At 68.6% G+C, this 12,003-nt stretch carries 10 protein-coding genes; 5 read left to right on the top strand and 5 right to left on the bottom strand.

The features are described from left to right. The first annotated feature begins 65 nt into the window (after positions 1–65). Together VFY73_RS11395 and VFY73_RS11400 are read left to right on the top strand one after the other, a co-directional pair. Entirely contained in the window at positions 66–470 is a 405-nt protein-coding gene (locus VFY73_RS11395; protein ID WP_329718732.1) for a PA2779 family protein, read from the top strand. 4 nt (positions 471–474) lie between these two features. Next, positions 475–1,437 carry a PA2778 family cysteine peptidase gene (locus tag VFY73_RS11400; RefSeq protein ID WP_329718734.1) on the top strand — a complete coding sequence of 321 codons (963 nt, stop codon included), beginning with the start codon at positions 475–477 and terminating at the stop codon, positions 1,435–1,437. Between the two features lie 193 nt (positions 1,438–1,630). Here VFY73_RS11400 and VFY73_RS11405 read toward each other — a convergent pair whose 3' ends face one another. Next, on the bottom strand, positions 1,631–2,107 hold the full coding sequence (locus VFY73_RS11405; protein ID WP_329718736.1) for an FKBP-type peptidyl-prolyl cis-trans isomerase: 477 nt from the start codon (positions 2,105–2,107) through the stop codon (positions 1,631–1,633). A gap of 25 nt (positions 2,108–2,132) precedes the next feature. Beyond that, positions 2,133–3,365 (bottom strand): tyrosine--tRNA ligase, encoded by a 1,233-nt coding sequence (gene tyrS, locus VFY73_RS11410; RefSeq protein WP_329718738.1) that lies wholly within the window; start codon positions 3,363–3,365, stop codon positions 2,133–2,135. Between the two features lie 345 nt (positions 3,366–3,710). On the opposite strand from tyrS, the gene VFY73_RS11415 reads away from it, so the two are divergent. The 3 genes from VFY73_RS11415 (at position 3,711) to VFY73_RS11425 (ending at position 7,265) form a co-directional block, all read left to right on the top strand. Further along, positions 3,711–5,078 carry a M23 family metallopeptidase gene (locus VFY73_RS11415; protein WP_329718740.1) on the top strand — a complete coding sequence of 456 codons (1,368 nt, stop codon included), beginning with the start codon at positions 3,711–3,713 and terminating at the stop codon, positions 5,076–5,078. Between the two features lie 40 nt (positions 5,079–5,118). Then, the gene (locus VFY73_RS11420; protein WP_329718742.1) at positions 5,119–6,249 is read left to right on the top strand and encodes an anhydro-N-acetylmuramic acid kinase; all 1,131 of its coding nucleotides are present in this window, start codon (positions 5,119–5,121) and stop codon (positions 6,247–6,249) included. 230 nt (positions 6,250–6,479) lie between these two features. Beyond that, positions 6,480–7,265, top strand: coding sequence for a glycine zipper 2TM domain-containing protein (locus tag VFY73_RS11425; protein ID WP_329718744.1), 786 nt, complete (start codon positions 6,480–6,482; stop codon positions 7,263–7,265). Positions 7,266–7,336: 71 nt separating this feature from the next. On the opposite strand, the gene lspA is transcribed toward VFY73_RS11425, so the two are convergent. The 3 genes from lspA to VFY73_RS11440 form a co-directional block, all read right to left on the bottom strand. Beyond that, the gene (gene lspA, locus VFY73_RS11430) at positions 7,337–7,840 is read right to left on the bottom strand and encodes a signal peptidase II (RefSeq protein ID WP_329718746.1); all 504 of its coding nucleotides are present in this window, start codon (positions 7,838–7,840) and stop codon (positions 7,337–7,339) included. Continuing rightward, entirely contained in the window at positions 7,840–10,701 is a 2,862-nt protein-coding gene (gene ileS, locus VFY73_RS11435; protein ID WP_329718748.1) for an isoleucine--tRNA ligase, read from the bottom strand. The genes lspA and ileS overlap by 1 nt, the downstream gene beginning before the upstream one ends. A gap of 275 nt (positions 10,702–10,976) precedes the next feature. After that, positions 10,977–11,945, bottom strand: coding sequence for a bifunctional riboflavin kinase/FAD synthetase (locus tag VFY73_RS11440; protein WP_329718750.1), 969 nt, complete (start codon positions 11,943–11,945; stop codon positions 10,977–10,979). Between the last annotated feature and the right edge of the window lie 58 nt (positions 11,946–12,003).

Genomic DNA, 12,003 nt, shown 5'->3' on the forward strand with positions numbered 1-12,003 from the left:
TACACCGCCGGCCTGCCATGCGGGTGGGCCCGGTGCCGACAAACTACCCCGTTGGAGAGATACAGATGAAGCCCGCAATGCGTGTCGTGACCTGGGTGCTGGCGAGCAGCCTGAGCTTCGCCGGCTTGATGCAATCGGCCCATGCCGGTGTCATCGGCGCCGAGCAACTGGCCACTGCCGAGGCCTCGCAGGCGTCCAGCGAAGGCGCCCGTGCGCAGTTGCTGAGCCAGTTCGACCGCACCGATGTGCAGGCCGGGTTGCAGGCGCGTGGGGTGGACCTGGCGCAGGCGCGCGCCCGGGTGGCCGCCTTGACCGATGCCGAAGCCCAACTGCTGGTCGACCAGATCGACACGTCGCCGGCCGGCGCCAGCGACCTGCTGGGCGCATTGCTGTTCATCTTCGTGCTGCTGCTGGTCACCGACATCCTGGGCCTGACCAAGGTGTTCCCGTTCACCCGCTCTGCGCGCTGAAACGGTGACCAACCGGCGCTCGCTGCTGCAGGCCGGCGCAGCGGCCGTCGGGGCGCCGGCACTGACAGCCTGCAGCGTGCTGGCCGCGCCGATGACCGGCGCGCTGCGCACCACGCCCCCGGCGGGCCTGCCGCGCCGGGTGAACCTGCCGGTGCCCTTCGTCGCCCAAGACGACACCTTGTGCGGCCCCGCCACACTGGCGATGCTGCTGCGCGCCGCGGGCCTGGCCGCCGAGCTGGGCACGCTGACCGGGCAGGTCTACCTGCCGGGCCGTGGCGGCAGCCTGCAGATCGAGATGCTGGCCGCGACACGGCGCAACGGCGCGCTGGCCTTCACGCTGGCGCCGCAGCTGATGGCTGTCTGCACCCAACTGGCCGCCGGAACACCGGTGGCGTTGCTGCTGAACCTCGCCTTGCCATGGTGGCCACGCTGGCACTACGCGGTGCTGACCGGCTACGACCTCGACACCGGCCAGGTCTGGCTGCACAGCGGCCAGACAGCCCATGCCGAATGGACGCTGACCACGCTGGAGCACACCTGGGTCCGGGCCGGCGCCTGGTCCATGGTCGCGCTGCCGCCTGGCCAATGGCCGCAAGCGGCCGATGATGTGGCGGCCGCGGCCGCCGTAGCCGCTTTCGAGCGCGGCCAGGGCGTGAACTCGCCCGCCGTGCTGGAAGCCTGGCGCAGCGCCCACGATCGCTGGCCTGAGGGACTGGCGCCGACACTGGGCCTGGGCAATCTCTGGCTGGCACGCGGTGACGCCGGCATCGCCGCATCGCTGTTCGAAGCTGCTGCCCGTACCCACGACAGCGCAGCCGCCTGGAACAACCTGGCCATCGCACGGTCTCGCCTCAGCGACATCGAAGCCGCCCGGCTGGCCCTCACGCGTGCCGAGCGGCGCGCCCGCGAACGCGAGCCACGTTGGCTCCCCGAAGTCCTCGCCACCCGTCGCGAACTCGGCCTTTGACTGAGCGCGCGTAGCGCCGCTCACCGTCAAGTGGCGTGCGCGGATCCAGCTTTGCTGGTCCGCTGCGCGAGCCCCCTCGGGGGGCTTTGCTCGGACATGAACAGTCCTGAGGACTGTTCGTGCCTAGCAAAGGGCCGAGCCTCTGGCTCGGCGCGGCCTGCAAGGCAGGCCCCGGGGGGCCGTGGGGGCCTGTTTACCGTCCCGCGATCCCGATCAACTCGACATCGAAGTTCAAGGTTGCGTTCGGCGGGATCACGCCGCCGGCGCCCTTGGCACCGTAGGCAATGGCCGGTGGGCAGGTCAGCTTGGCCTTGCCGCCGACCTTCAGCTTCTGCACGCCTTCGGTCCAGCAGGGGATCACCCGGTTGAGCGGGAACTCGGCCGGTTGGCCACGGGTGTAGGAGCTGTCGAACTCCTTGCCGTCGGGGAAGGTGCCGCGGTAGTGGACCTTGACCGTGTCGGTCGGGCTGGGGCTGGCGCCGCTGCCCTCGCGCAGCGAGCGGAAGACCAGGCCGCTGGGCCAGGTTTCGCTGCCGTCAGGAGCCTTCACCGGCCCTGCAGGCGAGGCGGCAGGCGTGGTGCCGCTGACGGGCTCGACCTGTGCATGGGCAGCCAGGCCGGCCAGGGCCAGCACGGAAACAACGATTGCGATTTTTCTGGAACGGTTCATCGGGATCTCCGCGAACTGAAGGGACTCAGGACAGGGTGATGCGCGCGAATTTGCGCCTACCCACCTGGGCGACGAATGTACCGGCCTGGAGTTTCAGGCCCTTGTCGGAAACAACCCCACCGTCGATGCGCACGCCGCCCTGGTCGATCAGGCGGTTGGCTTCGCTCGTGCTGGGGGCCAGTCGGGCGGCTTTCAGTAGGGCGCCTATGCCCATGGGTGCACCAGACAGTGACACCTCTTCAAGTTCGTCCGGGATGCCGCCCTTGGCGCGGTTGTCGAAATCGGCTTCTGCAGCCTCGGCCGCCGACGCGCTGTGAAACCGCGTCGTGATCTCCTTGGCCAGCAGCACCTTAGCATCCTTCGGATTGCGGCCCCCTTCGATCTCGGCTTTCAGCTTCGCAATCTCGGTCTCGGAGCGGAAGCTCAGCAGGGTGAAGTAATCCCACATCAGCGTGTCGCTGATCGACAGCAGCTTGGCGAACATCGTGTTCGCGTCTTCGGTGATGCCGATGTAGTTGTTCTTCGACTTCGACATCTTCTCGACGCCGTCCAGCCCGACCAGCAGCGGCATCGTCAGGATGCACTGAGGCTCCTGGCCGTACTCGCTTTGCAGCGCGCGGCCGACCAACAGGTTGAATTTCTGGTCGGTGCCGCCGAGCTCGAGGTCGCTCTTCAGCGCGACCGAGTCGTAGCCCTGCATCAGCGGGTACAGCAGCTCGTGCACCGAGATCGGGGTGTTCGCCTGGAAGCGCTTGGTGAAGTCGTCGCGCTCCAGCATGCGGGCCACGGTGTACTTGGCCGCCAGCTGGATCATGCCGCGCGCGCCGAGCGGGTCGCTCCACTCGCTGTTGTAGCGAATCTCGGTCTTTTCCGGGTCCAGCACCAGGCTGGCCTGGGCGTAGTAGGTCTTGGCATTGGCCTCGATCTGCTCGCGCGTCAGCGGCGGGCGGGTCGCGTTGCGGCCCGACGGGTCGCCGATCATCGAGGTGAAGTCGCCGATCAGAAAGATGACGGTGTGGCCCAGGTCTTGCAGCTGGCGCATCTTGTTCAGCACCACCGTGTGGCCGATGTGGATGTCCGGCGCGGTGGGGTCCAGGCCCAGCTTGATCCGCAGCGGCTTTCCGGTGGCTTCGGCGCGCTGCAGCTTCTTGACCCAGTCGGCCTGGGGCAGCAGTTCACTGCATCCGCGCAGACTGATGGCCAGCGCTTCCTGCACAGAATTGCTGAGCGGCGTGCTGCCGTTCACGGGTTCTGTCATACAAAAGTCACGAATTGCAAACTGGGGATAGCGCCGGAAAGTGCTTGGCTATACTCGCGCGCAATGCCTGTTCCGGGCTCCGATTCCTCGTGAATCGCCCCGGACCAGTCGCCCAGGGCCATCGCGAAGGTGGCTTGAAGCGGCGGATTCTACGGGCCAGCCCCCTGCCCAGGGCCTGGATCCCGACCCTTTGCAAACCTTGCACGCCGGCCTCGGCCGGCGTCGGGTTGAACTTGTCGACCGTTGGGCAGGTTGCTGTTGCGAGGTGTTCATCTCCTCGCGGAATGAAACTGAATGTCTTTGGATTCCCGCGTTCCGGCGCCCGCTTCGACCGCACCGTCCCCGGTGCGGTCCGCCGCCCTCGCGGCGCGCGAGTTTGTCTCCGCCCACCGTCGCGGCCTGGCCACGACGGTGGCCATCCTGATGGCCGGCTTCGGCGTCACCGCTTTCGGTATCGCCCCCCTGGCGCCGGATGCGGCCGAGCTGCCGCGTCGCCTGGTCACCGAGTCGGTCGAGCCTGAAGGGCTGAAAGGCCAGCTGGAGGCCCTGGCCGATGCCGATCTGGCACTGCGCCGCAGCGAAACCACCCGCGCCAGCGACACCGCCGACAGCCTGCTGCGCCGTCTGGGCGTGGTCGATGCCGAGGCTGCGCAGTTCCTGCGTGCTGACCGTACCGGCCAGCGCGTGCTGAACGGCCGGCCGGGCAAGATGGTGTCGGCCGAGCTGGACGACGAAGGCCGGCTGCAGACGCTGGTTGCCCGTTTTGCGACCGACGACGACGGCAGCACCACCGCACCGTCGCGCTTTCAGCGCCTGACGATCCAGCGCGTCGAGGGCGGCGGCTTCAGCGCGCGGATCGAAACTGCAGCGTTGGGCGCCAGCACCCGCCTGGCCGGCGGCCATATCCGCAGCTCGCTGTTCGCGGCCACCGACGACGCCGGCATCCCCGACGCGATCGCGGTGCAGATGGCCGAGATGTTCTCGACCGACATCGATTTCCACCGCGAGCTGCGCAAGGGCGACGCTTTCAGCGTCGTCTACGAAGCGCTGACCGCCGACGGCGAGCCGATCACCTGGAACCAAGGCACCGGCCGCGTGTTGGCGGCCGAATTCGTCAACAACGGCAGGAGCTATCAGGCCGTGTGGTTCGGCAACGCCGAAGGCAAGGGCGGCTATTACGACTTCAAGGGTGAGAGCAAACGGCGCGCGTTCCTGGCCAGCCCGATGGAGTTCTCGCGCGTGACCTCGGGTTTCGCGATGCGCCTGCACCCGATTCACAAGACCTGGCGCGCGCACCTGGGCACCGACTACGGCGCGCCCAGCGGCACGCCGGTGCGCTCGGTCGGCGACGGTATCGTCGAATTCGCCGGCTGGCAGAACGGCTACGGCAACGTCGTGAAGCTTGCCCACAACGGTGGCCGCAGCACGCTGTACGCCCACTTGTCGCGCATCAATGTGCGCAAGGGCCAGCGGGTCGACCAGGGCCAGAACGTCGGCAACGTCGGCGCCACTGGTTGGGCCACCGGGCCGCACCTGCACTTCGAATTCCAGATCCACGGCCAGCACCAGGATCCGGTGAAGATCGCCAAGACCGCCGAGACGATCGCGCTGGATGCGTCGCAACGCCCGCGCTTCGCCCAATGGGCCGTCGCGATGCGAACCCAGCTCGAAGCGGCCGACGAGCTGCAGGGTGTGGCCGGCAGCGGCGAGTAAGCCCGCGACGGCCCACCGGCTGCCGGCCACAATCCGGCACATGGTGATCTATATCGGTTTGATGTCCGGCACCTCGCTGGACGGGGTGGACGGCGTCCTCGCGCGGTTCGCCGACGACCCTGCGCGCCACGACATCGACGTCCTGGCGCATGCGCACCGCCCCTTCGCGCCAGCGCTGCGCGACGAACTGCTGGCGCTGAACGGTGCCGGCGACAACGAACTGCACCGTGCTGCCTTGGCCGCCAACGGCCTGGCGCGGGCGCAGGCCGGGGTCGTGCAGGCGCTGCTGGCCGATTGCGCGATGGCGCCCGGTGCGGTCACCGCGGTCGGCTCGCACGGCCAGACACTGCGCCACCGCCCGGGCGAGTTCGACACCACCGGCTACACCATCCAGGTCAACCAGCCGGCTCTGCTGGCTGAGCTGAGCGGCATTGCCGTGGTGGCGGATTTCCGCTCGCGTGACGTGGCTGCCGGCGGCCAAGGCGCACCACTGGTTCCCGCGTTCCATGCGCAGGTCTTCAGCTTGCCCGACTCGCCCCGCGCGGTGCTGAACCTGGGCGGCATCGGCAACCTGACGTTGCTGCCGGCTGGCGACGATCCACAAGGCGTGGTACGCGGTTTCGACTGCGGGCCGGGCAATGCGCTGCTGGACCACTGGGTGCAGTTGCACCGGGGCCTGCCTTACGACGAGGCTGGAGGCTGGGCCGCCAGCGGCCGGGTGCTGCCCCAACTGCTGGCTATGCTGTTGGCCGAGCCTTTCCTGCAACGGCCGCCGCCCAAGAGCACCGGCCGCGACCTGTTCAACCCGGATTGGTTGGCCAGCCGGCTCGCCGCCTTCGCGGTCGCCGATCCTGGTGACGTGCAGGCTACGCTGGCCGAGTTCACCGCCCGCGCCGCGGCCGATGCGCTGCGCCGCGAGGCGCCAGGCACCACCGACTTGCGTGTGTGCGGTGGTGGTGCGTTGAACCGGCACCTGATGGTGCGTCTGGCCGCCCTCTTGCCTGGCGTGACGGTGGGGTCGACCGCCGAAGCCGGCCTGCCGCCATCGCAGGTCGAAGCCGCCGCATTTGCCTGGCTGGCGCGCGCCTGCATGCTGCGCCAGCCCGGCAACCGGCCGGAGGCAACCGGTGCGCGTGGACCGCGCGTGCTGGGCGCGATCTATCCCGCCTGAGTCGCGGGCGATCGGGCCGGCACGCCCTGGCATGGGGCGGCACAGCCCGTGCTTGCTGGGCCCCCTGCGTCTGCTCGGCGACGGCGCATCCGGTCCAACCTGTCCCTTGGCCGTGGTACAGGCGATGCATTCGGATACCTGCGACCCCGACGCAGCGCGCAGCATCTGTGCTGTGCAGACCGAGGGGCCGCGCGGTGTGGTTTCCTCGGCGACCAGTTTGGAGGGTTCTCATGCATCCATCCACCGCAGCCGTTCGGCCCCGGCCGACCCAAGCGTCCTTTCCTCGCAGTGCCTGGCTGGTGATCGGCCTCCTCGGCACGACGGCGGCTGCCCTCGGCGCGGCCCTCGTGATCCGCTCGCCGGCCCAGGTGCCGAGCGAGGAGCCGGCCGTGCCCGCCGCCGTGGTGGCGAATGCCGCCGATGCGGTGCGAGACCCCTCGGCGCCCAAGCCGCCACCCATCGCTGGCGACGCGGCAGCGCCGATGCCGGCCGAGCCGGCGCCACCGGCTCCGACGACCGCTGCAAAGCCAGCGACGCGGCCGGCACATCCCGTGCCTGCGACCACCTCGCGCAACGGCCCATCTGTCGCGCCGGCGCCTTCCGGCCGTGGTGAAAGTCACGGCACCCCGCCGGCCATGGTGTCGGTTTGCAACAGTTGCGGTGTCGTCGAGGCCGTGGAGCCTGTGCAGCGTGAAGGCAAGGGCAGCGGCGTCGGCGCAGTGGCCGGTGGCGTCGTCGGGGGGGCGCTGGGCAACCGCATGGGCGCGGGCAGCGGCAAGACGGCGATGACGGTGCTCGGCGTGGTCGGCGGTGGGCTGGCCGGCCATGCGATCGAGAAGAAGGTCAAGACCGAGACGGTCTACCGCGTGAAGGTGCGGATGGAAGACGGCTCGCTGCGCAGCGTGACGCAAGCCAAGTCGATGGCTGTCGGCACCCATGTGACGGTGCAAGGCGAGACGTTGAAGGTCACGCCAGCCCCGGCACAGGCCGCGCAGGTGGCTCGCAACAGCGCCTGACCAGCTTCGACAGTCTGCCAAACGAAAGCGCCGCCCGATGAGGCGGCGCTTTGCTTCCCGTTCTCGCCGGATCAGGTCTTGCGAACCCGCAGCAGTTCGTCGAGCACCAGGCAGATCGCGCCCAGTGTGATCGCGCTGTCGGCCACGTTGAACGACGGGAACGCGCTGCCGGCATAGTGCAGCTGGATGAAGTCGACGACATAGCCGTGGATCAGGCGGTCGATCACGTTGCCCACCGCACCGCCCAGGATCATCGCAATCGCGAAGCAGAACAGCTTCTGGCCCGGGTGCTTCTTCAGCATCCAGACGATCACCGCCGACGCCACCGCGCCGAGGCCGACAAAGAACCAGCGCTGCCAGCCCGAAGCGCCCGCCAGGAAGCTGAACGCCGCGCCGGTGTTGTGCACCCGCACGACGTTGAAGAACGAGGTGACGGTGCGGCTTTCGCCGTACCGGAAGTCACCGAGGATCAGTGTCTTGGTCAGCTGGTCCAGCAGGATCACGACCAGCGCGACGCCGAGCCAGACCCACAGGCTGGGGCCGGACGAAGCGCTGGAGAACGACCGGCGCGCCATCAGGCCACCTTGCGGGTCTCGCCCGCACCGTACAGGTTGCTGACGCAGCGGCCGCAGATCGTGGCGTGGGCCGCATCGGTGCCGACGTCGTCGCGGTAGTGCCAGCAGCGGTCGCACTTGGCCGACGTGCTCGGCGTGACGACGACCGACAACACTGCGCCATCGACCACCTTGACCGCCGAAGTGATCGTGACGAAGCGCAGGTCGTCGCCCAGCGAGCGCAGCAGCACGGCGTCTTCCGCCGGCGCGGTGATCACCAGGTTGGCCTGCAGCGACGCGCCGACCGCGCCGGTGGTCCGCACCGCCTCGATCTCCTTGTTCGCCAGGTCGCGGATCTCGTGCAGCCGGCTCCACTTGGCCAGCAGCGCGCTGTCGGGCGTCGGCAGCGGCCAGTAGGTCTCGGTGAAGATGGTCTGCTTCGATGCGGTGCCGTGAGCGAACACCTGCCAGGCCTCTTCAGCCGTGAAGCTGAGGAAGGGCGCCATCCAGCGCAGCATCGCCTGCGTGATGTGCCACAGCGCGGTCTGTGCGCTGCGGCGCGCCACGCTCTTCGGCGCGGTCGTGTAGAGGCGATCCTTCAGCACGTCGAGGTAGAACGCACCGAGGTCTTCCGAGCAGTAGACCTGCAATTTCGCGACCACCGGGTGGAACTCGTACGCGGTGAAGTGTTTCAGGATCTCGGCCTGCAGCTCGCTGGCGCGTGCCAGCGCATAGTGGTCGACCTCCAGCATCTCGTCGGCAGCCACCGAATCGGTCGCAGCGTCGAAGTCGCTGATGTTGGCCAGCAGGAAGCGCAACGTGTTGCGGATGCGGCGGTAGCCGTCGACCACGCGGTCGAGGATCTTCTTGTCACCGGCGATGTCGCCCGAGTAGTCGCTGGCGGCCACCCACAAGCGGATGATCTCGGCACCGAGCTTGCCGCTGATCTCTTGCGGCTCGATCCCATTGCCGAGTGACTTGCTCATCTTTCGACCCTGGCTGTCGACCGTGAAGCCGTGCGTCAGCAGGCCGCGGTAGGGCGCGCGGCCCTCCAGCGCACAGGCGATCAGCAGCGCCGAGTGGAACCAGCCGCGGTGCTGGTCGTGGCCCTCGAGGTACAGGTCGGCCTCGGGGCCTTGCTCGTGGTGGCCCGGCGTGCCGGCGGCGTCCTTGGCGTGCGTGCCGCGCAGCACGTGCTGGAAGGTCGAGCCCGAGTCGAACCAGACCTCGAGGATGTCGCTGCTCTTGGTGTAGCTCGGTGCATCGGTCCCGCCGAGGATCTCTTCGGCCGTCACGCGGCTCCAGGCCTCGATGCCGCCCTTTTCGACAATGTCGGCCGCCTGGTCGAGGATTTCCATCGTGCGCGGGTGCAGCTCGCCCGAATCCTTGTGCAGGAAGAAGGGCAGTGGCACGCCCCAGCTGCGCTGGCGCGAGATGCACCAGTCGGGCCTGTTGGCGATCATGTCGCGCAGGCGGGCGCGGCCGTTCTCGGGGAAGAAGCCGGTCTGGTCGATCGCGTCGAGCGCCATCTGGCGCAGCGTCTTCGGCGCCTTGTCCTTCGTGAACACGCCCTGGCCCTCGTCCATGCGGACGAACCACTGCGCCGCGGCGCGGTAGATCACCGGCGTCTTGTGGCGCCAGCAGTGCGGGTAGCTGTGGGTGATGGTTTCAGTCGCCATCAGGCGGCCGGCCGCCTTGAGTGTGTCGATGATGACCGGCACGGCCTTCCAGATGTTCTGGCCACCGAACAGCGGGAACTGCGGTGCATAAGAGCCGTTGCCCTGCACCGGGTTCAGGATGTCGTCGTACGCCATCCCGTGCGAGACACAGGAGTTGAAGTCGTCGACACCGTAGGCAGGCGACGAGTGGACGATACCGGTGCCGTCGTCGGCGGTCGCGTAGTCGGCCAGGTAGACCGGGCTCAGGCGGTCGTAGCCCGCGTCGACGTGCGCCAGCGGGTGCTTGAAATGGATGCCGCCGAGGTTCTCGCCCAGCGCCGTCGCGACGACCCGGCCTTCGAGGCCGAAGCGCGCGAGGCACTTCTCGACCAGCACCGCGGCCAGCACCAGGAAGCCCTTGGATGTTTCAACCAGCGCGTACTCGATCTTCGGGTTCAGGTTCAGCGCCTGGTTGGCCGGGATCGTCCAGGCGGTGGTCGTCCAGATCACGGCGAAGGCGTCACCAGCCAGCGAGGGCAGGCCGAACGCGGCCGCGAGGCGGTCGTTCTCGGCGCACAGGAAGGCCACGTCCAGCGTCTGGCTCTTCTTGTCGGCGTATTCGATCTCGAACTCGGCCAGTGACGAGCCGCAGTCGAAGCACCAGTAGACGGGCTTCAAGCCACGGTAGACGAAGCCGCGCTCCATCACGCGCTTGAACGCGCGGATCTCGCCGGCCTCGTTGGCGAAGTCCATCGTGCGGTACGGCCGGTCCCAGTCGGCCAGCACGCCAAGGCGCTTGAAGTCGCCCATTTGCAGCGCGATCTGCTCTGTCGCATAGGCGCGGCTCTTCGCCTGCATGTCGTCACGGCTCAGGTTGCGGCCGTGCTTTTTCTCGATCGCGTTCTCGATCGGCAGGCCGTGGCAGTCCCAGCCGGGCACGTACTGCGCGTCGAAGCCGGCCAGTTGGCGGGCCTTGACGATCATGTCCTTGAGCACCTTGTTGACGGCGTGGCCCATGTGGATCTGGCCATTCGCATACGGCGGGCCGTCGTGCAGGATGAACTTGGGCGCGCCGCAGCGCGCTTCGCGCAGGCGCTTGTAGGTGCCTTGTTCTTCCCACTGCTTGACCCAGCCCGGCTCGCGCTTGGCGAGGTCGCCGCGCATCGGGAAGGGCGTGTCGGGCAGGTTCAGCGTGCTGCGGTAGTCGGGCGTGGCATCGGTCATGGCGGGGCGCGCTGCGTGTGCGCGTGGCAGATCGGGATGGGCAGGGGGCCGATGACGGCAAACCCCTCGGGGCTCGGGCGCGCGGGGCGCGCAGACGCGGCGAGCGCGTCAGGCCGGAATAATTCGATCGCGCGTGGTCTGCCGCCGCGTGGCGGTGTGCCCGCGGGGCGTGGTGGGGCGAACGGTGCTCGAAGGCATGGCCCGATTCTAGCGGCCGGGCGCTCGCGGCCGAGTGTGAGCCGTCGCTCAGGTTGAGGATGCAGGCTCCCGGCCGGCTAAATGTGGGCTTGCAGCCAGGCTCGCGCGTCAGCCTCGTCTTGCGCGATCGCCGCGCGCAGCGCATCGAGCGATTCGTAGCGCCGCTCGTCGTGCAGCTTGTGCAGCAGTTCCACCGAGACCAGCTCGCCGTAGCCGGCCTCCGGGCTCAACGTATCCGGCCAATCGAGGCAATGGGTTTCGAGCAGCACGCGGCCGGCGTCTTCGACCGTCGGCCGCACGCCCAGGCTCGCGACACCGGGCAGCACCACGCCGCCCAGCCCATGGACCCGCACGACGAAGATGCCGTGCGCCGCCGGGCGCTTGAACGGGAAGCGCAGGTTCAGCGTGCGAAAGCCCAGCTCGCGCCCCAGCTTCTTGCCATGCACCACGTGGCCACTGATGGCATAGGGCCGGCCCAGCAGCGTGGCGGCGCGCTCCATGTCACCGGCGGCCAGCGTCTCGCGCACGGCCGAGCTGGACACCCGAATGCCGTGCACCTCGTAGCTCATCATCCGCGCGACGTCGAAGCCAAGTCTCGCGCCGGCGGCATCCAGCAGCGCGTAGTCGCCGGCGCGGCGAGCGCCGAAGCGGAAGTCGTCACCGACCAGCACGTAGCGCGCGTTCAGCCGGTCGATCAGCATCTGCTGGATGAAATCTTCGGCCGACAGGCTGGCCAGCGCGTGGTCGAAGCGCAGGATCACGACATCGTCGACGCCGCAGCGGGCCAGTTCGCCGAGCTTGTCGCGCAACGTCGCAATGCGCGTTGGTGCCTTGTCGGGCGTGCCGGCCTTGCTGGCAAAGTAGTCACGCGGATGCGGCTCGAAGCTCATCACGCAGCTGCGCAACCCGCGGTGCCTGGCCTCGTTGTTCAGCAGCGCCAACATGGCCTGGTGGCCGCGGTGCACGCCATCGAAGTTGCCGATTGTCAGTGCGCAGCCCGGGCCGGGCTGCGCGTGGGGGTGGTGCAGTCCACGAAGAATGCGCATGGGGCCGGATGTTATGCCGGGGCCGGTGTCCTGTCCCCCGACCGTACGAACACCGCCA

It is taken from the genome of Ideonella sp. (assembly GCF_036277275.1).
Taxonomy (GTDB): Bacteria; Pseudomonadota; Gammaproteobacteria; order Burkholderiales; family Burkholderiaceae_C; genus Ideonella.

Excerpts from the sequence above, each read along its gene's own strand:
- VFY73_RS11395 (WP_329718732.1), top strand. The coding sequence starts at position 66 with ATGAAGCCCGCAATGCGTGTCGTGACCTGGGTGCTGGCGAGCAGCCTG.
- VFY73_RS11405 (WP_329718736.1), bottom strand. The coding sequence starts at position 2,107 with ATGAACCGTTCCAGAAAAATCGCAATCGTTGTTTCCGTGCTGGCCCTG.
- tyrS (WP_329718738.1), bottom strand. The coding sequence starts at position 3,365 with ATGACAGAACCCGTGAACGGCAGCACGCCGCTCAGCAATTCTGTGCAG.
- VFY73_RS11420 (WP_329718742.1), top strand. The coding sequence starts at position 5,119 with ATGGTGATCTATATCGGTTTGATGTCCGGCACCTCGCTGGACGGGGTG.
- VFY73_RS11425 (WP_329718744.1), top strand. The coding sequence starts at position 6,480 with ATGCATCCATCCACCGCAGCCGTTCGGCCCCGGCCGACCCAAGCGTCC.
- lspA (WP_329718746.1), bottom strand. The coding sequence starts at position 7,840 with ATGGCGCGCCGGTCGTTCTCCAGCGCTTCGTCCGGCCCCAGCCTGTGG.
- ileS (WP_329718748.1), bottom strand. The coding sequence starts at position 10,701 with ATGACCGATGCCACGCCCGACTACCGCAGCACGCTGAACCTGCCCGAC.
- VFY73_RS11440 (WP_329718750.1), bottom strand. The coding sequence starts at position 11,945 with ATGCGCATTCTTCGTGGACTGCACCACCCCCACGCGCAGCCCGGCCCG.